This window comes from Vibrio sp. SNU_ST1 (genome assembly GCF_030563405.1).
Lineage (GTDB): Bacteria > Pseudomonadota > Gammaproteobacteria > Enterobacterales > Vibrionaceae > Vibrio.
Window position 1 is genome coordinate 451,595 of the sequence record NZ_CP130749.1, and the last position, 21,231, is coordinate 472,825.

At 43.6% G+C, this 21,231-nt stretch carries 18 protein-coding genes; 12 read left to right on the plus strand and 6 right to left on the minus strand.

All coding sequences use genetic code 11. The features are described from left to right. The first annotated feature begins 164 nt into the window (after positions 1-164). Complete coding sequence (locus Q5H80_RS16335; protein ID WP_304570469.1) at positions 165-1,043, plus strand: YdcF family protein; 879 nt, start codon at positions 165-167, stop codon at positions 1,041-1,043. 212 nt (positions 1,044-1,255) lie between these two features. Here the strand turns inward: Q5H80_RS16335 and Q5H80_RS16340 are convergent, their stop codons facing one another. Further along, a complete protein-coding gene (locus Q5H80_RS16340; protein ID WP_009845615.1) occupies positions 1,256-1,510 on the minus strand; it encodes a DUF333 domain-containing protein in 255 nt (84 codons plus the stop codon). Between the two features lie 370 nt (positions 1,511-1,880). Here Q5H80_RS16340 and Q5H80_RS16345 point away from each other — a divergent pair, with 370 nt between their 5' ends. The 5 genes from Q5H80_RS16345 to Q5H80_RS16365 all read left to right on the plus strand — a co-directional run bounded on the left by Q5H80_RS16345 (position 1,881) and on the right by Q5H80_RS16365 (position 8,519). Next, complete coding sequence (locus tag Q5H80_RS16345) at positions 1,881-2,399, plus strand: NUDIX hydrolase (RefSeq protein WP_304570470.1); 519 nt, start codon at positions 1,881-1,883, stop codon at positions 2,397-2,399. A 221-nt stretch (positions 2,400-2,620) separates the two neighbouring features. After that, on the plus strand, positions 2,621-4,384 hold the full coding sequence (locus Q5H80_RS16350) for an ABC transporter ATP-binding protein (RefSeq protein ID WP_304570471.1): 1,764 nt from the start codon (positions 2,621-2,623) through the stop codon (positions 4,382-4,384). After that, positions 4,378-6,156 carry an ABC transporter ATP-binding protein gene (locus tag Q5H80_RS16355; RefSeq protein ID WP_304570472.1) on the plus strand — a complete coding sequence of 593 codons (1,779 nt, stop codon included), beginning with the start codon at positions 4,378-4,380 and terminating at the stop codon, positions 6,154-6,156. The genes Q5H80_RS16350 and Q5H80_RS16355 overlap by 7 nt, the downstream gene beginning before the upstream one ends. A gap of 119 nt (positions 6,157-6,275) precedes the next feature. After that, the gene (locus Q5H80_RS16360; protein WP_304570473.1) at positions 6,276-7,115 is read left to right on the plus strand and encodes a tetratricopeptide repeat protein; all 840 of its coding nucleotides are present in this window, start codon (positions 6,276-6,278) and stop codon (positions 7,113-7,115) included. Between the two features lie 147 nt (positions 7,116-7,262). Beyond that, on the plus strand, positions 7,263-8,519 hold the full coding sequence (locus Q5H80_RS16365; RefSeq protein WP_304570474.1) for a peptidoglycan DD-metalloendopeptidase family protein: 1,257 nt from the start codon (positions 7,263-7,265) through the stop codon (positions 8,517-8,519). 100 nt (positions 8,520-8,619) lie between these two features. Here the strand turns inward: Q5H80_RS16365 and Q5H80_RS16370 are convergent, their stop codons facing one another. Continuing rightward, a complete protein-coding gene (locus Q5H80_RS16370; protein ID WP_004730185.1) occupies positions 8,620-8,940 on the minus strand; it encodes a heavy metal-binding domain-containing protein in 321 nt (106 codons plus the stop codon). A gap of 72 nt (positions 8,941-9,012) precedes the next feature. Then, entirely contained in the window at positions 9,013-9,927 is a 915-nt protein-coding gene (locus tag Q5H80_RS16375) for a LysR substrate-binding domain-containing protein (protein WP_304570476.1), read from the minus strand. 91 nt (positions 9,928-10,018) lie between these two features. On the opposite strand from Q5H80_RS16375, the gene Q5H80_RS16380 reads away from it, so the two are divergent. Then, a complete protein-coding gene (locus Q5H80_RS16380; RefSeq protein ID WP_304570477.1) occupies positions 10,019-11,053 on the plus strand; it encodes a DMT family transporter in 1,035 nt (344 codons plus the stop codon). Between the two features lie 42 nt (positions 11,054-11,095). Here the strand turns inward: Q5H80_RS16380 and Q5H80_RS16385 are convergent, their stop codons facing one another. Then, positions 11,096-14,149 carry an HD domain-containing phosphohydrolase gene (locus Q5H80_RS16385; protein ID WP_304570478.1) on the minus strand — a complete coding sequence of 1,018 codons (3,054 nt, stop codon included), beginning with the start codon at positions 14,147-14,149 and terminating at the stop codon, positions 11,096-11,098. A gap of 294 nt (positions 14,150-14,443) precedes the next feature. Here Q5H80_RS16385 and Q5H80_RS16390 point away from each other — a divergent pair, with 294 nt between their 5' ends. From Q5H80_RS16390 to Q5H80_RS16405, 4 genes are all read left to right on the plus strand, one after another. Further along, the gene (locus Q5H80_RS16390; RefSeq protein ID WP_304570479.1) at positions 14,444-15,190 is read left to right on the plus strand and encodes a phosphatase; all 747 of its coding nucleotides are present in this window, start codon (positions 14,444-14,446) and stop codon (positions 15,188-15,190) included. Positions 15,191-15,334: 144 nt separating this feature from the next. Continuing rightward, positions 15,335-15,730: a cytochrome b562 gene (locus Q5H80_RS16395; protein WP_146490101.1), complete on the plus strand. Its 396-nt coding sequence runs from the start codon at positions 15,335-15,337 to the stop codon at positions 15,728-15,730. 326 nt (positions 15,731-16,056) lie between these two features. After that, the gene (locus tag Q5H80_RS16400; protein WP_304570480.1) at positions 16,057-16,407 is read left to right on the plus strand and encodes a hypothetical protein; all 351 of its coding nucleotides are present in this window, start codon (positions 16,057-16,059) and stop codon (positions 16,405-16,407) included. Positions 16,408-16,518: 111 nt separating this feature from the next. Continuing rightward, positions 16,519-18,054: a PepSY domain-containing protein gene (locus Q5H80_RS16405; protein WP_304570481.1), complete on the plus strand. Its 1,536-nt coding sequence runs from the start codon at positions 16,519-16,521 to the stop codon at positions 18,052-18,054. 112 nt (positions 18,055-18,166) lie between these two features. Here the strand turns inward: Q5H80_RS16405 and Q5H80_RS16410 are convergent, their stop codons facing one another. Then, positions 18,167-18,550, minus strand: a complete 384-nt coding sequence (locus Q5H80_RS16410; RefSeq protein WP_304570482.1) for a VOC family protein — start codon at positions 18,548-18,550, stop codon at positions 18,167-18,169. Then, the gene (locus Q5H80_RS16415; RefSeq protein WP_304570483.1) at positions 18,544-19,482 is read right to left on the minus strand and encodes a LysR family transcriptional regulator; all 939 of its coding nucleotides are present in this window, start codon (positions 19,480-19,482) and stop codon (positions 18,544-18,546) included. Before Q5H80_RS16415 ends, Q5H80_RS16410 begins: the two co-directional genes overlap by 7 nt. A gap of 241 nt (positions 19,483-19,723) precedes the next feature. Between Q5H80_RS16415 and Q5H80_RS16420 the strand changes: the two genes are divergently transcribed. After that, positions 19,724-20,968 carry an MFS transporter gene (locus Q5H80_RS16420; RefSeq protein ID WP_304570484.1) on the plus strand — a complete coding sequence of 415 codons (1,245 nt, stop codon included), beginning with the start codon at positions 19,724-19,726 and terminating at the stop codon, positions 20,966-20,968. Positions 20,969-21,231: the final 263 nt, after the last annotated feature.

The following is a 21,231-nucleotide window of genomic DNA, read 5'->3' on the forward strand; positions in this document are numbered from 1 at the left end:
GTTTGCTTTAAAGCGACACGTCTATTCTTGTATGATCCGAGATGTTGTTCTCAATAGTGAGCATTATTGAGAACAACATGTAAGAATTTCAAAATACTTTTGTTAATAAGTATTGTATACATAATTCACTCCATCTCATCCCTAAAACGAGACTTGAACATAAAATGAGCATTATTCACCTCCTTATTGTGCTAGGTAAGCGACTTAATGAGAATAAATTGACTAATGAAGGAATTAGTCGAGTTGATGCTTTAGTTGAGTATCTGGCGGGGCCTTTGGCTGAAGAGTCGAACCAGCAAACGGCTGTGGCGTTCTGTGGTGGGGTGACACAAGGGCAAACCCTTTCTGAAGCCGATGTGATGCTCGAGTATTTTCGAAAGCTTGAAAATCAACGTGAGCATCCGTTTCCCATAGGAGAGGTTTTACTTGAGCAGCATTCGACAAATACGGTTGAGAACATTCAAAACTTAGCGTCAGAAATGATTGAAAGTGGGCTGTTCACACGCGGGCAGAGTGTGAAGGTGACGTTCGTTTCTAATGACTACCACTTACAACGTATCTTCGAGATTCAATCGTTGATGGACGAGCAAGGTTTGCTTAAGGTTTTGGTCGAGAAGTGCTCTGCACTTGGGGTGGAACTACAAATAGATCGTCAGTTAGAGGCTCATGTCGCGGTGCCATACCCTCATCAAACAGAGCAAGGGCAATTGTTTCTGTTAATGGATGCCCTGACGACCTACCGAGTCTATCTTGAAGGCGTAAGCGCAGGGGCGTTTCAACGAGATTTAGATATCGTTAGGGAAGAGCCACAAAGACTCTCCGTTGAAGCGTTGTTTAAAGCAAAAGAATTGGTAGGGCGTTCCTCTCATTTTGATATCGTAGAAAGCTTGCTTCCAGTGTTGGAGACCTGCATCCAAAATACCCCAGTAGGAATCGACATAGAAAAAGTTAGGGAGTACCTAGCATTGCTCGATACTAACCTGACTTTATTGAATCGTTATTTAGATCCTGAATCAGATCACACACATCGCTGGTGGAGATAGCGAAAAACACCAATATTAGTAATACAGGTAGGTAGCCAAAAGGTGCTTTGTGTATATAGGTGATGTGTGTATAAAGTTGATGCGTATAGTAAGGTAAACCGACCGCTCGATAGCGAACAGTTTACCTAATGTCATGTGATTTGATTGGGTGGCATTCGTGAAGGGTTAACGTCGTGTATAGGTGTGACGTTAACCCTTCACGATGTCGCAGCTTAGCTTTCTTCTTTTTGCTCATGGTTGTTGCGGTAGTATTCCCACTGCTCAATACGTTCACCGTCATCAAATACACAATAAGTAGTGCGTTGATTGTTTTCAGTTACGGTGTCTAATTCACCATCTTGTTGAACACAATAAACCGCTGCTGGGTTAGCCACTGAAACACGTTGGCCTTCGCTATATTCTGCATAGTCGTTTGCACAACCGCCCAACACAACGGCAAATACAGCCATCAAACCAATTTTCTTCATGTTTATCTCCTACGTGATAACTCTATAATCGAATGCGTTAAGTTCTACAGAACCAGATTAGAAGCTCTATGAAACTAGTATATTTTAGATTTCAGAAAAGGTTGTTTTAATTTGGTCAAGATATTGAAATAGGTTGATATTTCGCTATTTTCAACTGCTTTTTGAGTGTTTGGTCATGCTGGAATAGCTGGTGCTCTAACAGGAACGGTCTCTGTCAATAAAGTGCTACTTGATGGTTATTTCGACTAGATAGCAGTGGGCGAACAGCGATCAAAAGCAGAGGTTATGTGTTCTTTCAGTGGACGGAGAACGTCGAATCTATTGATGATTATGATATGATGCCGCCAAATTCAGTAGAGCAGTCAGTATCATGAGACACCTAAAAACCACTATTCACCCTGATATCGATCACCTAGACAATAAGACGGTATATAAGCGCAATGCTGCACGTGCGATTGTGTTAGATGGCGAAGACATTTTGATGCTTTATACAGAGCGTTATCACGACTACACCATTCCTGGTGGTGGTTTGGATGATGGTGAAGATGTGATCGCAGGTATGGTTCGTGAGCTTGAAGAAGAGACGGGTGCGAAGAACATTCACAGTATTAAACCGTTCGGTATTTTTGAAGAGTTTCGTCCTTGGTATAAAGATGATGCAGATATAATGCACATGATTTCTTACTGTTACTCATGCAAGATTGATCGTGAGCTTGGCGAAACAGCTTACGAAGACTACGAAGTGAAAAACGGGATGAAACCGGTGTGGATGAATATCCAAAAAGCTATCGCTCACAACGAAAAGACCATGGCCGAAAGCCCTAAAAAGGGCATGAGCATTGAGCGGGAAACCTTTTTGCTACACCTCATCGCAAAAGAAATGCTTTAGCGTACCTTAATATTAATTTTGTTCAGCTATCAATTTGCCGCCACGTTGGCGGCAAATTTGTTTCTTACCGTTCTAAAATAGAGTAACCGTGACCAGTAGATAATGGTGATTCACTTAGTTTTTGATGTATCTTTATCTTAGCGATGACATATTGAGCTTGATTGCCTATTCAGTCGTTTAATCACCAAAATTCGGTGAGCCTGCCCTAAACAAAGAAGACTATGAATAAAAGACAGTTTGTTGCCCACTATCTACGCATGAATCGTACCTCGTACTTATGGGCGATTGTGTTCATTTTTCTCGTTAACTGGTTACAAGTAGAAATCCCTCGTTATATCCAATTGGCGATAGATTTGATTGATGACGCTTCTTCAACGGGTCATCAGCAACTTCAAAGCTATGTCTGGATTGTGGTCGGGATGTCGGTTGCCATGGTTGTGGTGAGGATTCTGTCTCGTATCTATGCGCTTAATCCGGGACGAATTACAGAGGCCGCGCTCAAAAGCACCCTTCTACAAAAGCTGAATCGCTTGCCGAACAGCTTCCATGAACGCTTTGCTTCTGGTCGCTTGATCTCAATCATCAACAATGACCTTGGTGGCATTCGACTGCTGTTTGGTGTCGGCTTCTTGCAGTTCTTCAATGCGTTGCTTGCCTTGTCGCTGACACCTCTTTACATGTGGCGCATATCACCAGAACTGACACTGTATTCGATTATTCCTATTTCAATCGCTTTTGTGATTTTTCGAGTGGGCTTCCAGCGTATGAAAACGCTGCATTTAGAGCACATGAAACGTCTGCAAAACCTGTCTGCTCAGCTAATGAGTTACTTGTCCGGGATTGATTTGATTAAGAGCCAGCAGATGTCACCTTGGGTGAAAGCTGAAACCGAAAAGCTTAATCAGTTATTACTTGAATGCCGCCTTAAAATTACACGTATTCAAGTCTTCTTTATGCCAGTACTCGATTACGCCAATGACTTGATGAAAATCATCATTCTAGGGCTTGGTGGCTACATGTTAATGAGACAAGAGCTAACCCTCGGTGAGATTACCGCCTTTCTGACTTACTCCGTTTTGTTGGCAATGCCATTGATGCAATTAGGCAGAATCGCGACCATTTATCAGCGTGGCATGGTCGGCATTCAAAGTGCACAAACCATTCTTAATGCCAAAGTTCCAGACCTTGATGAAGATAAGCTCACTGAGTTAGATGTTGAATCTCTGAAGGGAAAAACGTTTTCTATTCGCAACCTCAGCTTCAGCTATTCGGGTGAAGAGCGTCTGATTCTCGATGACATCAGCTTTGACATTCCAGCAGGTAAGAAAGTGGGTGTGCTAGGCGGAATCGGAGCGGGTAAAACGACATTAGTGAATTGCTTGAACCATCACTTGGATGTACCAGAAGATTCAGTTTTTCTAGGCGAAAGAGATGTCACTAGTTTCTCACGCAGTGATTTGCGCCGTTACGTGAAAACCGTGACTCAAGACCCTTACCTGTTTTCTGCAACCGTCGAAGACAATATCCGCTTTGGTAGCTTAGATACTGATTTGGCAAAGAGTCAGGTTGATGAGGTGTTAGAACTGAGTCAGTTAGCCAATGACGTGACACGTTTTGAGCATGGCGACCAAACCTTAGTTGGAGAGAAAGGGATCATGTTGTCGGGTGGTCAGAAACAGCGCTTGAGTATTGCGCGATCTTTATTGCAACCCACCGATTTGATCATCATGGATAACGTTCTATCAGCGGTTGACTATGAAACAGAACGTAAGATTTTAGAGGGCTTGTTTAAGCGCTTGGAAAATCAATCGGTACTTGTGGTTTCACACCGTGTTAATGCCCTTGAATATATGGATGAAATTATCGTGTTGAACGAAGGTAAGGTGATTGCGAAGGGCGACCACGCAACGTTATTGAAAACGTGCGATTACTATTACGATACATGGCAGTTACAGCAGAATGAAACGGAGGCAGCAGCATGTTAAAAGGTGTTGATCTTAAGTACCTCAAGCACTTTTTTAAGTTTGCTAAGAAATACAAACGCTCTGCGATTCTGGGCATTGCTATGCTCCCGCTCTCTGTCATTACAAGCCTATTGTTTCCTTGGCTGATCATTCAAGTGATCGATGTTCATTTAAGTCATGGAGATATGGATGGACTGCTCGAATATGTCTTCTATCTAGTTGCTGTGCTAGTGGTTAGTTATGTGGTGGATACCACTTATTCGTATAACCTACGTAAAACGGGGCAGTACACGATAACCGACATGCGTTCAGTGTTGTTTGCTCGCGTACTTAAACTGCCGCGTAGTTATTTTGATAACACACCGATTGGCGTAACGCTTTCACGACTAACCAGCGACTTGGAAACCATCGGCGAGACGTTTGTTCAATCGGTTGTTGGTCTAGTGAAGGATAGTATTAACACCATTGCTCTGTTGGTAATGATGTTCTTCATTGATTGGCAATTAACGATGATTGTTTTGATTATAATGCCGCCAGTGATGTATTTAACGGTGTATGTGAGAAACCGACTTCGTGAACTGTACAAGGTGACTCGTTCTTCGCTCGCTCGTGGTATTGGCTTTTTACAAGAAGTCTTATTTGGTATGAAAACCGTTCAGATGTACCGAGCGGAAGATCAAGTAGAACAGCGTTACCAAGGCTATACCGATGAGTTTTTAAGAGCGCAGAAGAAGATAAATAAATACGATGCGATTTTGTTCTCGTTTATCTCTGGCATCACTTCTATCACCATCGCAATTATGATCTGGTATGGCTCTGAGCAAGTGATAGAAGGGGCACTCACGTTGGGTGTGCTAATTGCGTTCATCAACACCTTAGAGAAAGTGTTTGTTCCGATCCGTGACTTTACTTCGCAGATTGCTTCGATTCAGAGTTCATTTGCAGCGTTTGACCATATTGAAGAGCTGTTTGTTGAGCCGACTGAAGAAGAAGGGCGCAACCTGCTGCCATCTAACAAGGTTGAAATACAGCTCGAACAGTTTGTGAGCCTGGAGTTTAAGAATGTGAGCTTCCGTTACAAAGACGACTCTCCATATGTTCTAAAGAATGTTTCGTTTGTATTGGAGAAAGGGCATCAAATCGCGCTTGTAGGTTCGACGGGGTCGGGTAAGTCGACGATTCTGCGTCTGATCTCTAAAACCTACCAAGACTATGAAGGCAGCATTTTGTTGAATGGAATAGAGCTGTCACAGATTTCAAGCGAAGACTCTGCTCATTTGTTCTCAATGATGATGCAAGATGTGCACTTGTTTGAAGAGACAATCCAATTCAATATCGCGCTGGGCAAAACGCATCTATCTAGAACTGAGGTTGAACAAGCAGCACGCTATGTGTACGCCGATAAGTTTATTGAACAATTGCCACAAAGCTATGACTTCCATTTAGAAAAGAACGGATCCAACCTATCTGTGGGGCAAACGCAGCTTATTTCGTTCGCTAGAGCGGTTGCTCAAAGTGGACAACTGATGATGCTTGATGAAGCAACTAGCTCGGTGGATTCAATCACCGAAGACCTGATTCAAAAAGCAATGCAGCGTCTGTTTAAGGAAAAAACCGTGATTGCGATTGCACACCGTTTGAGTACAGTTCGTCACTCGGACACCATTCTGGTGCTGGAAAAGGGTGAAATTGTTGAGCAAGGTAATCATCGACAGCTGGTGGCTCACAATGGAATTTACGCAGGATTGTTGGAAGAGTCGGTGGTTGGAGGAATCGATTGTAGAAGTGAGTGACTATCGAGCTATAAATAACTATTAACTAATACGAATAAGCCAAACTTGTCGACTTCCTAGCTTGTATGACTATTACAAGATACAGTTAGCTTAAAGATGAAATATATAAGGAATGTATAATGCTTCGAATCTTATTGATTGCAGTTATCTCGGTGTTCAGCACGGTTAGTCTTGCAAGCGAAGAAGTTGAGTACTCAGAATTGGACTACTTAGATCGACCGTTGATGGAACGCTATATCTTGGATGAATTGAAGCAGCTAAGAATGGACCAACAAGATCTTGAAAGACGTTTGACTATTCAGATGACCGACCGTGAGCTCGCTGTGGCGGACAAATCGCTGAATTACGCCAATGTGACCGTAACCTATTTCTTCTACATTATTGCGGGTGTCGCTTCACTTATCGCATTAGTTGGGTGGCAATCGCTTAAAGAACTCAAGCACACCACCAAAGAAATGGCTGACCAGCGATTGAATTCTATCGCTCAAGAGTACGAGAAGAAGTTTAACGTTCTTGAAAGGGATCTAAAGCGTAAGACTCGAATCATCTCAGAGAACAACCGAGAAATCGAAATCATCAATGAAATACACAACTTATGGTTGAGAGCGCAAAATGCTCAAACCGCCGAGCAAAAAATTGAAATTTATGATGAGATCTTAAAAGTCCGCCCTGGTGATTTAGAGGCGCTCACTTATAAAGCTGATGCGGCGATGGACATGCAGGAATACCACTGGGCAATGAGTTTATGTAATCGCGTATTGGAAGTGGATGATCAAAATGCCCATGCCTTGTACCAACGAGCTTGTTCGTATGCAAGGTTAGGAGCTGAAGGTCAGGCAATAGACGACTTAGAGCGCTCTATCGAAGCCAGTGGCTCAATGCGAGAGTTGCTAGCTGAAGAGCCTGATTTTGAGATGCTGAGAGGTTTAGATCGCTTTGAGACGCTTTGTGAAGAGTAATTATTTAATGGCATGGTGAGCTTCGTACGCTCACTATGCTTTTAATCGTTTTTACGGAACGGTTTCTTACACTTCGCTTATTTTATTGAATGAATTGTTATGTTATAACAATCGAAAAGTTCATTATAATAACCGTTAAGTATTTTTATGAAGTTCCTCCGCACTGGCCTGATTATTACTGCTATCAGCGCATTTTCACTTGCTTTATATCTTTCTATTTCGCCTAAACCACCAGAAGACATCGTTATCAAAATTACACCTTACCAAGGTGCTGTGTCGGCTGATGAGAAGCCATTGAGTTCAAACGTTGAGTCAAGTTCTCTGGTAAGAGTCCATTATTTTGTCAAAGTTGGGGATACACTCAGCAATGTATTCACCTCTTGGAAACTACCTTACCGAACGGCTCAAAAGATACTTGAGGCCGATCTAGAATCACTGAAACTGGATACGATCAAACCCGGCGATCATCTAGAGCTGTTGTTGGATAGTGACTCTAAGCAGCTAGTCGAATTGATTTACCATGAGAGCTTGGTTGAGCAGGCTGTCTACACAGAAAATGATGACGGTAGTTTTAGTTATCAGTTCATCGAGACTCCTGGGGAATGGAAAGAAAAATTGTACGCAGGTGCGGTGCAGGGGAGTTTTTCCACGTCAGCTTACAAGGCCGGTTTAACCAGTGCTCAGATAGCCAATATCACTCGAACGCTGAAAGATAAAATTAACTTCTCCAAAGATCTCAGAGCTGGCGACAGCTTTAATGTTTTGGTTAAAGAGCAATACACGGAAGATCACTTAACGGGTAAGACTGAAGTGCAAGGGGTTTCTATCAAGCTACGAAATAGGGAAGTGGCGGCTTTTCTTGCTGCGGATGGGCGTTTCTATGACCGAGAGGGGAATAGCCTTGAGCAAGCTTTCAATCGATACCCAATAGACAAACAATTCCGAAGAATTACTTCATCATTCAACCCATTCCGAAAGCACCCTGTGACTGGACGTGTATCGCCGCATAATGGTACTGATTTCGCAACACCTGTGGGTTCACCCGTTTATTCAACGGGAGACGGTAGGGTTGTGGCACTTCGTGACCATCCATACGCAGGGAGATACATAGTGATTGAACATAACAGTGTTTACAAAACTCGCTATCTGCATTTGAGTCGATTCTTGGTTAAGAAAGGGCAACAGGTTAAGCGAGGTCAGGAAATTGCGTTGTCGGGTGCAACTGGCCGTTTAACAGGGCCTCACTTACATTTTGAAGTGTTGGTACGTGGAAGGGCGGTCGACGCGATGAAGGCTGACCTGCCTTTGGCAAGCTCTATATTACCGAAAGACAAGGGGGCGTTTCTTGCTCGAATTGCCTCTTTTGATGACATCATCTCTGAGCAAGAAGGCAGAACGAGTTAAATTAACTTCAGCCACGGCTTATCGCTATTCCAACCTTCTGGTGATGAAAAAACCGAAGGTTGGAATAAGCATTTATTGAATCACATAATTTCAGATTCGATTAAGCGACGACAACCGCTGTGCCGCTGGCTGATACCATCAGCATGCCATTACCTGTTCCTAAGACTTCATAATCGATATCGACACCAACCACTGCGTTTGCACCCGCTTCAATCGCTTTCTGCTCTAGCTCTTTGAATGCGTAGTTACGTGCTTTCTCCAGTTCCTTTTCATAGGTGCCAGAACGTCCACCGACGAAGTCTCGAATACCTGAAAACATATCCTTGAATACGTTAACCCCGAGAATGGCTTCTCCAGCAATAACCCCTTTGTAATCGACAATGCGTTTGCCTTCGACAGATTGTGTAGTGGTAATAATCATAGTGGCCTCTGTAAGTTAGATGATTGGTTACTAGGTGAGTTGTTACTAGTTGATTTGTTACTTGGTGATTAGTTACTCGCTGAGTTTTGTATCTGAGCGCGTGAATTCATGCCTTAACCATGTTCTCAGTTTTAGCACACTTTCTTGTTTTAATTTGTTTTTTGGACAAACGAAATAGAAATCTTGATGGGGGTTAGCCACTGGCTCACTAATTTCGACCAGCATGCCATGGCTGATGTCATCTTTCACAAACAAGCGGTGAGTGACTAATACACCAAGCGAACGAATGGCAGCTTGCACGGCTTGAATCGAGACATCGAATGTCAAGTTACTGTGGAACGTCGGCATGGGTATTTGGTAATGATCGCACCACACCTGCCAGTCATGCTGTCTTCTTGGGTTGAATACACCAATGGTTGGGTTTTGTTTCACCAGTTGTTCAACGCTTAATCCCATTTGGTTTTTCAATAGTGCAGGGCTGCACACCAATACCAGATCATCGTTACCGAGCTTTTCGCTGTAATATTGGTCCCACTCGCTCGGTTTGCCGTGCACAAGCGCGATGTCGACACCTTCTTGCTCTATGTCGAAAGTGCCCGTTAACGTGGATATGCGAATATCAAGAGAGGGAGCAAAGCTTTGGAATTCCGAGACTCGCGGGATCCACCAGTGCATGGCGAGTGAGTTCACCATGTTGAGGGTGATGCGGTGGTCGTTAGGCGTTTTGGCGAGTTCTTCTGTGGCTTCTATTACTTGTTCCAGTGCTGGTGCGACTTTTCGATAATATCGCTTACCTGCTGCATTGAGTACAACACGACGGCCCACACGTTGGAATAGCGGTTTGTTGACCAGTTGCTCCAATGATTTTATCGCTTGGCTTACCGCTGAATGGCTGACATACAACACGCGAGCGGCTTCGGTCATGCTGCCTGTTTCGGCTACAGCAATGAAAGCATAAACGGATTTAAGTGGAACGAGTTTCTTCATTGGTAAGTTTTCCTTACAGTTGTGGTTAATATTACTCGCTATTTCTCATCACGTCACGCCTCTAAAATAGCTGTCATAGGAGGTGATAATTATGTCTGATATTACCAAGGCGACGACTTTCATGTTGTTGTCGACATTCAGTTTGTCTTTAAGTGGCTTAATGGCCAAATATCTATCTGAAGTGATGCCTACTTCGTTACTCAGTTTTGTGCGTTTTTTCTTACCCAGTCTGTTTTTATTTCTTTTTCTGACCTTTTATAAGATCAGCAAGCCGACACGAGAAATGTGGAAACCGTCAGTGATGCGGGCGATCTTTATGGTGGCGTGCCAGTGGTGTTTCCTTACTTCACTACAAACTTTAACTCTGGTTGAAGGGGTAGTGTTGTTCAGCACTGGTCCTCTGTTTATTCCATTGTTAGAAAAGTTAATGTTTGGCACCAAGATTCATACAACGACGATAGTGTGTTTAGTTGTCACCTTTGTTGGCGTAGTGATGATGGCTGGGGACTGGTCGCAGTTTGAATTTGGCTCAGAGTTCTTTAGGCCAGCGTTGTTGCTGGGGTTATTGGCGGGTGTGTTTAATTCGGGTTCACAAGTGAGCTTGTACCGGGCGTCTAAAACCAGCTTGACTCCGGCAGAGCTTAACGCGTGGACCTTTTTAGTTGCGGCAATGATTGTGATACCAATGGTGGTGTTTACTTCAGTTTCTGCGGTTCCTGAGGTGATTGAAAGTGCTGAAAAAGGTTTCCTGTCGGCGTTGTTGTCTTTTGACGATTTACGTTGGATTGCTCTCGGAGCTTTCGGACTTGCACTGTTTACCATCAATACCCAAATCTTCCGTTCCAAGGCGTATAAGCTGGCAGACAGCGGTTCCCAGTTGGCACCTCTGATTTTTACAAACATGTTGTTTAGCGCGTTATGGCAGGGTTTGTTCTTTGATGATGTGTTTTCTATTCAGCAGATGATTGGCATTAACCTGATTGTTGTGGCGAGCATTACCAACACGCTATTAGCGAAGAGACATAGCAAGGCGAAAGCCAACCAGACACCGCGAGTTACAGTGGCTGTAGCGACGGTAGCCACTGTAGTGGACGTTGCGGTGTTGGATTCTGCTGCTAAAAACTAATCATTGATCTTATAGCCTAAAGACTAAATGGTTAGCTCAAACTTAAAATAATGAGCGTATGTACTCTTTTACTCGGTCGATGTGTTGGTTTGGTTCAATCTCGCAACGCTGTTTAGTCTCTAGGAATCGCTCAGCGTATTTGTCATAGATTTTGTTTTCTAAGAACAGCAAATACAGCTTGGGATCGATATGACCGCTGGTCGCCATGTCGGTCATGATGTTGAGTGATTCGCTTAGGAGTTTGCCTTTCTTATACGGGCGATCACTAGAGGTGAGCGCTTCAAAGACATCAGCAATGGCCATCGCTCTGGACGGCAGAGGTAATTGGTCTTCGCTTAAGCCTCTTGGGTAGCCCTTACCGTCGATACGCTCGTGGTGTCCACTAGCGATATCCGGAATATTCTGGAGGTAAGGCGGATAAGGCAGCTTGTTAAGCATGGTGAAGGTTTGAATAATATGATCGTTGATCATGAAACGTTCTTCATCGTTTAACGTGCCACGACGAACTTTCAAATTGTGCAGTTCACCTTGGTTGTATTTGACCTCTCCTGGCTTAAGCACAAACGCTTCTTGCCATACATCAGTAGGGCTAAAGCCATTATCCCACGGTATTTTATGCTCAGGTTTATCGGCAAGTAGCGGTTCCATAACCGGCAGAGTTTGCTTGGTTTTAATTGGCTCTAAGGGATTTGGTTCTTCGGTATTTGGTTCAGCGGTATATTGTGTTGCTGAAGTTTGCTTCGTGTTAAACCTCTCTTCTTCAGACCATGACAGCCCCAATTGATCATCCAGCGTGCGTTTCCATTGGCGTTTAGCTATTTGGTCCAAGCGTTCGAGTTGTGCTTCTGTCATCGACTCACCACCAAGGTTGCACTCTGCAACGAAGGCAAATTCTTCATCCAATTCTGACAAGCTTTGTTCGAGGATCGTAAGCTGATCCTCTTGAAGCGCTCCGTTCGCTATGGCTTTCCAATAATCGGTTTCCGCTTGTTGTTTCAATAACTCAAAACGCATTCGCACTTCGTGGATTCGGTCATATATCGTTTCTAGTTTTGTTGCCTTATCCACGACATATTCTGGTGTCGTCACTTTGCCACAATCGTGCAACCAAGCAGCCAGCATGAGTTCTTCCCATTGTTTATTATCCAATGAGAATTGCGGGTAATAGCGGTCATCATCAATGGTTGCTTGAGTTAGCCATTTGGTGAGCTCAGGTACTCGCTGGCAATGCCCACCCGTGTAAGGTGATTTGGTATCAATCGCTGATGCAATCAATTCGATAAAGGCATTAAGCATGTCTTTCTGTTGCTGCATTTGGTCAATGTTATCTTTGGCTATTTCAGCAAAGCTTAGCAACTCTCGCAAAAAAGCATGCTTATCTGCCTGCATTTTAGTAATCGGTCTTTCATAGCCAATTGTCACAATACCCACTAAAAGCTTCTCTCTGTTCAATAGTGGAAACAGGTAAAGGTCTGAATTGAAGATTGAGTCTTGGTAGTAGTTAAGAACATTGTCTTCTCGGTTTAAGTGGATGATCTCCCCAGATTTAAGTTGGCACAACAACCAAGGGGTATGTTTGATGAAGTCATTAATGTCGGCTTTAAAGGGAATAATGGCGAGGTTAGCAGCAGTATCAAACACGTCTTTCTCTTTTGATTGGGTGAAAAGGACGATGGTTTCTGCTTTGGTAATTAAATAGCTTTGGTGAGCAATATTCTTGGCTAAGATCGAAAATTCCTGATTACCTGCAGTGTCTCTAAGTAGTGTTATCAGATCATGAAGCGTGTGTTCCATCAGCTCAATCGAATGGGTGAGGTTAGCCACTTCTTGAATCATGCTTTTGGGATAATGAGTACGCCTGAAGTCAAATCGAGCGATGTTGTCGGTGAGTTGCATCAGCGTATTAAGCGGCTGAGACAGTCGATTAGCAACAAACCATACGATAGCGAAGCAGATGAACAACATCCCAATCGCGACCGCAACTTGCTTGTCTCGCATTGAGATAAGATCAGCGAGCAGCTCATTGTGTGGCGTCGCTTCTGCCAAGTATAAGGTGACGTTTTGAGTGAGTTGAACCGGCGTTAGCGTTAATGCCCAAGTGTTTAAGTTGTATTCAACGTTTTTTAGGTTGAGATTAAACTTCTCTTCATCAGAGATAAGCGGCGCTATGACGGAAGCTTTCAATGCTTCCATCTGTTCACGTTTGGGCACATTAAAGAAGCTTTGGTCTTGCTCACTACCAGAGAGCTTTCCCGTCGCTTGGTTATTCGTTTTCTCAATTTTATTTGGGTCATTAGGCTGTGAGGTAAGCTTGGGAATTGATAGATCAAGTTGATGCTGACCGAGAAGATTAAAATGTTGGTCGAACAAGGCGAGTCGAGTTTGCGGAGAGTAGGCCAATTCACTGATCTGGGAAGAGAGAGATTTCAACGTGAAGTCGGCACCAACGACATGCTTGCCATCCAAAGAACGTCTAGAAAGCGTAATGCCATTGGTTTGCAGGAAATAGAATAGGTAGGGCTCAGAAAGTTGTATTGAGCCGTCAGGCTTTGCGTTACGAAACCAAGGTCGAGTCGTAGGGTTGAACTTACTCTCGGCTTGTCGGGTACTGATCACTTGATGTGCGCCATCGAGAAAGGTAATAAAGTTTTCACCATCTAGATTGGTGGTGCTGACCATCATGGTCGCCTTGGCTGGGGCGTTGTTGTCGGCTCTCTGTTTAATGGAACTCAGAGGTCGAAAGATTCTGAAATTACCATCTTCAGAGCCATAGAACAGGGCGACCAAGTTGGTATTTTGCTTGAAGATAATATCGACTGAAGCAAGCCAAGAATCTTTTTCGACAGAGGAGGTTTGATGGGCAACAAACGGGCTCACCGCCATCACGTTTAAGGTTGTGATGACAGGGGCAATGGCTTGTTTAAATACCGATTCTAGCTTGTCGCGATGTTCATTGCTGACTTCGCGCACTGTGCCTAAAAGCAGTTCTTGAGAGTGCCGATAACTTATCGAAATCAGTACGGCACCGACAAGAGTTGTCAAAATTAAGAAAAGGCTAGTGATGTGGATACTCAGCGGATATCGTCTTCTTCTCATCTAACACTCCAACTTGTGAACTGGTTTAAGTATTGACGAACTTGAGTAGGTTGCAAAAAATTGGCGCAATTACCTGAGTTTATTCGTTCTAGTTAGATACGACCAAGCGTTAGTGCGTTCTGGCTAACCACGTATTCTCGTGCAGTCTAAATAAACCCTCAGGTTTGGGTGCTAATTGTCACTTTCAGCTGATAAACTGGTCGAATTGTTGCCATTAAGCATTCCTTTTCAGAAAGCGGTTCAGGGATACCTTTTTGAAAAACGTTTAGAGACCAAGCTAGAGGGCATTGTTTCATGGAACTCAAAGTAGATACCCACACTCACACATACGCAAGTGGTCATGCTTACAGCACGCTTATCGAGAATGCCAAGTCGGCAAAACAAAATGGCTTAGACATGTTTTGTACCACTGATCATTCAGAGTCGATGCCGGGCGCGCCACATTATTGGTTCTTCAGCAACCAGCGTGTACTTCCTCGTTTTATCGAAGACGTTGCTATTATCCGCGGCGTGGAATCAAACATCATGAACACTCAAGGTGACATCGATATTCATCCGAGCGTTGATAAGAACTTGGATTGGGTGATCGCGAGTTTTCATGAGCCAGTATTTCGCCCATCGGATGTCGCTACCCATACAGAGGCTCTCGTGAATGTGATTAAGGGCGGTCGAATCGATGCACTTGGCCACTTAGGGAACCCAAATTTTGATTTCGATTTTGAAGCTGTGATTGAATGCGCAGCTCAATATAACGTAGCAATCGAGATTAATAACACCACACTCAAAGGCAATAGCCGTGTTGGTAGTGTCGACCGTTGTTTCGAGATTGCGAGAATCGCAAAAGCGAAAGGGGCATTCATTACTACTGGAAGTGATGCGCATTTCTGCCAAGACGTGGGCGGGCTGGATCTTGTGTCTTCATTACTTGATGAGGTGGGCGTGGATTCCAGAAAGGTGATCACTCATTCTCCAAAGCAATTCCTGTCATTTTTGGCGTTGCGCGGTCGTAATGAAATCCCAGAATACTCAGCTCTTATTTAAGAGAATGTCGGCGGGTTTGCATTTCGACACAATCAATTTTTGTGCCTGACAGATTTTTGTATACACTAGCCGAAAATAATAAAGTCGAAGTGCCACAGTAATGATGGCTCTAACTTCAAAGGCACCGCTTCACTTGGAGAAACAATGAAAACTCGCTCAATCCTTTTATCTGGTTTAATCGCTGCTTCAGTATTGTCTGGCAACGCATTTGCTAACGTAGACCTTAAGAAAAACATGCAAGAAATGAAGCTTGCGTTCAAACAAGCGGCAGAAGCTCAAAGCATTGAAGAGATGCAAAAGCCTATCGTTCGTTTAGATACGCTAGTGGCAGAGCTGAAAACGGGTGTTTACCCAATAGAGAAAGAAGATAACTTCATGGAAGGCTTCAAAAAGATCAGTGCATCATTGGATAGCATTGAGCAGAAGCTAGACCAAGGTGACTTCGAGTCAGCACAGCAGGAACTTCGTACTATTGACGGCCTTCGTGAAGAGTACCATGAGAAGCGTAACCCAAGCATTTGGAGCAAAATCTTCGGTTAATTCGTTAATCATGAGCGTTTGCTAGATGCGTATCAAAGAGCAAAACCTCAAGATTCGACTTCTAAAACGTCGCCTTACATTATTCTTTTTTAAGAAGGTATAACGCGTCGTTTTTTTATTGTCGTTTCTCTAAACAGTTTACTGCTATTTTTCTAGACATTTTACTGCTAATAGGCGCGTAACATTCTTTTGGCTCTTTCTTTGTAACCAGTTTTTAACTAAAAAGAGTGTGCGTTAGCTTCAATTTTTTAACTTGCTGTTAATCTTTACGTTTACCTATATTCCAAGTTCCTCATAATAAGGGAAATTTATAAAGATTTGGAATAATGCGCCGAACCTCGTTCAATTTCTCCATGTTACTTGCAACAGCATTAAGCTGGGCGCTAGTGACATTAATGCCTGTTATCAATGCTCATGGTAATAGTGCGGGAGTATGGGCGTCGTTATGTACGGTCAATGGCTTTGAACTGGTTCAAATTGAAGAAGGTGAACCTAATACTCATAAAGGAAAGCCGTGCCCTTTTAGCCATTTTTCCACGTTTCACCAAGACGAACTTCCAACTACACTACTGACAACTCGATTGAGTTCTATTGTCTCAGACAGCTACGCTTTTTTGGCTCTAAGTGAAGGCTACACGAGACAAGCCCCTCGCGCCCCTCCCTTTGTAAGTGCTTAAACCTCACTCATTAAAATAATTAAAAAATATAGTATTAAGTAAAGTTAAACATGCCTTAGTGACTTTCTGATTTTTCAGAAGGTTCGTTTGCGCATGTAAAAGGAAATAATAATGTTGAGAAATGAATCTCAAACTACTGTGAAGGCACAAGCGACTTCGCAGTCTACAAGCAGTGCAACAACCGGTTCGAAAACCCATATAAAAAGCAAAGAGCGTAATAAAACCCTCTACTTTCTCACCTGGCGCTGGCACTTCTATGCTGGTCTATTCGTTATCCCATTCATGCTGATGCTAAGTGTTACTGGTTTAGTGATGTTGTTTGACGATGAGATCGAACTGGCTTTTCATCAAGAAGCGATTGAAATTGCAGTATCCGGTGAGCCGATCAAGATTTCACAGCAGTTAGCGGCAGTGCAAAATCAATATCCACAAGGCTCGGTGACACAGTTTGTACCGAGCAAAGCTCCTGAATTAGCTAACCGCTTTTCAGTATCACTGGAAGATGGAACTTCCGTTTTCGCGACTGTGAATCAATACACTGGCGAAGTGGTAGGAGAAATCCCGCGCAGCGATAGCCTATATCAGCTGGCGAATGACATTCACGGCACTTTGTTGATTGGTGATTGGGGGGATTACCTAATTGAAGTTGCAATAAGCTTATCGATTCTTTTACTTATCAGTGGTATTTACTTATGGTTACCGAGAGATAATGCGAGCCGCGCCGGTTTTCTTAAGCTGAGAGTTTCATCTGGGCCACGTGTACTGATGCGTGATCTGCATGCGAACATTGGTGGCACGCTATCTCTTATTCTGCTGCTTTTTATTCTCTCAGGATTGGCGTGGACAGGTTTTTGGGGTGGTAAATTGGTTCAAGCATGGAGCACTTTCCCGCCTCAAATGTGGGACGATATTCCATTGTCAGATAAGACTCACGCTTCCCTCAATCATGGCTCAGAAGAAGAGCTTCCATGGAATCTAGAACAGACACCGCTGCCTTTGTCTCAAGATCAGCCAGCAGAACACGTCCATCAAGTAGAAGAGGCGCCTGAAGCCCATGATCATTCTAAGATGGATGAAGACCACTCTCAGCATGTGTTGTCAGCTAGCAGCTTCGAGATTGATGACGTTATTGAAAAGGCACACTCACTTGACTTTACACAGTACAAGGTGAATTTCCCTCGTTCAGAAACGGGTGTTTACACGGTGACGGCCAATACCATGGGCGGCGATATCATCGATCCAACGCAGGATCGTACGACACACCTAGACCAATATTCTGGTCGTATTTTGGGTGAGGTGACATGGCAAGATTATAACTTCATTGCCAAGACGTTAGCGGTTGGTATTTCATTGCATCAAGGCGACATCAGCATCATCAACAAGCTTCTAAATGCCTTGTTTTGTTTGGCGTTCATTGTTGTGTCAGTGACAGGCGGTGTGATGTGGTGGATGCGCAGACCTTCAGGTCAAAGAAAGCTTGGTACGCCACCGAAGTTTGGTGATGCAGGGCTTTGGAAGACAGGCTTAGTGACCGTGATAGTTATTTCAGTACTGTTTCCACTCGCGGGGGCGACGATTGTGACTGCAATGCTATTGGATTGGTTACTGTTTTCACGCGTTGAGAGATTCAAGACCGCGTTGAGTTAATTGACATGCAAACGGACTTTCTCGGCTTGAGAAGGTCCGTTTATTAATCAGATGGGCGATTTTTTTGTGAGGAAGACTTTAGACTTGATACAGCTCTAGATTTGATAACGCTTTAGATCTGATAAAGCTCTAGCGGCAGGCCGTCTGGGTCTGCGAAAAACGTAAATGATTTGCCCGTAAACTCATCAACTCGAATCGGTTCTACTTCAATACCTTGTGCTTCTAAATAGCTTTTGACATGTTGAACGTCATCAACACAAAAAGCTAAGTGCCTTAGTCCTTGAGCTTCCGGAAAGCTTGGTCTTTCAGGTGTGTCAGGGAAGCTGAATAATTCTATTTGAGCACCATTAGGTAGCGCTAAATCAAGCTTGTATGACTGGCGAGCCTCACGATAATTCTCGGCAATTATCTCAAGCTTTAAAATTTCTGTGTAAAAGCGTTTCGATAATTCATAGTTTGAACAGATTATTGCCGCGTGGTGTATTCCTTTCAGCATTCGTTTATTTCTCCTGCCAGCTTGTCACTTAAGTGTTCCATTGCGTAATCAATGAATACACGTAATCGTGCAGGCATATACTTGGTTTGAGCAAACTGCATCGCAATCGCACCATGGTAGTTACTCTTGATGGTCCAATCTTCCAATACTTGTACTACAGAACCTTCAGCCAATGCATCTTGAATCACGAAGTCATGGAAAATCCCAACACCTAGGCCTTCTTTTACACCTTTTAGTCGCATCTGCGAGTGGTTGACTGCGTAACGCCCACTGACTGGTACCGTGTGGAATTCATCATCTTTAAGAAAGTCCCAAATGTGGTCTTTGTCTGTCTCCGCAAGATACAAACAGTCGTGTTCAGAAAGCTCGGTAGGGTGGTGAGGAATTCCTTCGGCTTCTAGATAGTCGGGGCTCGCACATAACACGAGGTTTGTTTTTCCGAGTTCTTTTAATACCAAACTCTCGTCAGGTTTGTCGGTAAGGCGAAACGCAATGTCGATGCCTTGACGCAATATGTCGATGTCGCCATCAGCCGCTCTCAATTTAAGTTGGATCTTTGGATACTGATTTAAGAATGGAACAACGAAAGGCTGTAGCACTGAGTTCAAGAACGCCTCAGGCGCCGCTACTGTTATAGAGCCTGCAGGTTCAGTGTGGTCAGAGGTAGACAGTTCAACTGCTTGTTGGGCCGCGTTGATCATAACCACGCTCTGATCGTAAACCAGTTGACCTGCTTGCGTGATGATAAGGGTACGAGTGGTTCGTTCAAACAATTTCACCGACAGTGCTTTTTCTAAACGAGTGATGAGTTTACTCAAGGCTGACGGCGTCACACCTAACTGCTTTGCTGCGGCGGTAAAGCTGCCCTCATTAACCACCAAAATAAAGGAGGCAAGGTCAGGAAGTAGGGCTATCAGTTTTGGGTTGATCATAACGTTGGGTACTCGGCCAGTTGGCTGATATTTTTAGAAATCGACAATCAGCATCATACGTCAAACTCCATTCAATATTAAGTGGAGTGTTTTGTATGGTTTGCACCATTTTCGTGTAGTGAAACAAGCAGGAGATCTTGTCTTTTATAAGAATCACTTGAGTGGTCTGTATTTATACAACTCAATCCATATACTGGCTGAATAACAATTATTAAACCAGTTGGTTAATAAAGGGAATTCTATGGATAGATCAGAAAGTTTATTTCAAAAGCAGCGCGTAAAACGCTTCAATTTCTCAATATGGACGGTACTGACTGGGACGCTACTCGCCCGAACGAGCTACTTTATGGCATGGCCTTTTCTGATAGTCTTTCTCTATGAAGATTACGGTGCATCCGCGATTGAGGTCGGCACTATGTTGGCGGCTTCTGCTGTTGTTGGTGCGGGTACTGGACTCTATTCCGGTTATCTGTCTGATAAACTGGGTCGCAAGTGGGTAATGGTGTTTGGTAGTTGGATTGCCGCGATCTCGTACTCAGGCATTGCACTCGCAAGTGAGGTGTGGCAGTTCTATGTGCTGATTATGATGACAGGTTTGATGCGTCCGATGATAGAAGCACCCGCAAAGGCTGTGATTGGGGATAATCTAAATGATCAGAAAGACCGAGAGCTAGCACTCAACATTCGTTACTTTCTGTTGAATCTGGGCGGTGCTCTTGGGCCATTGATTGGCATTACTTTAGCTCTCGCGCACCCTCAAAATCTGTTCTTTGTGGCTGGTGGTACCTATGTAGTTTACGGATTTTGGTTGTTACTTGGAATCGAGCGTAAAGGGACCTTCACCAAGCCGGACCCTTCTCAGTTACCGAACTTCACCGCGACCTTAAGTGTCATTCGTAAAGACAATATCTTTGTTAAGTTGATGGTTGCGAACTTCATTATGATGTTTGTCTACGCGCAAGTAGAGTCATCTATTCCTCAGGTCATTGTGCGTTCATCAATAACAGATGCAGCACAGTTAATCGCTGGGCTGGTTTTGGTCAACACTCTCACCATTATTGTGTTCCAGTTCCCGATGCTTAAATGGCTAGAGCATGTGCCTCTGTTTGTGAGAACCCGAATCGGCATGATCTTGATGGCTGTCGCGCAAATTGGCTTTCTTTTTACCCCAAATGACTGGCCATTAGGCTGGGGAATTGCTTGTTTTATATTAAGTTTAGGAGAAGTGATTGCTTTCCCAACCCTTAATGTACAAATCGATAGAATGGCACCGCCACATCTAAGAGGATCTTACTTCGGTGCGGCTGCACTTTACTCTCTTGGATTTGCTATTGCGCCACTGTTTGGTGGTGTGGTGATAGAGATACTCAGCGCCTACTGGCTATTTGCGCTCTGTTTCATCCTATGTTTGGTGATGATTTGGTTGTACTGGTTGGCAGAACATACAGAAGACTGCGTCGATAGAGAGTCAATAGTCCAGAGCTAATGAGACAAACCTTGTTGTTATCCTTGTACTCATTGGCGAAAGCTTTTTAATTCGACATCACTCAAACTTGTAGTGTTTCTAAGCTCTTCCCAAATCAGATGAACACTGAATTGTGACTGTATTCATACTTAATGTATTTTATTTGTGCTTTAGATTCATTAATGTTTTTCCAACTAAAGGGATAATCGGAACGAGGATGTTCAACTAGAATATAGGCATGAGTTTTACAGTGTAAATGATCTTATTGAGATCCTTTACATCCC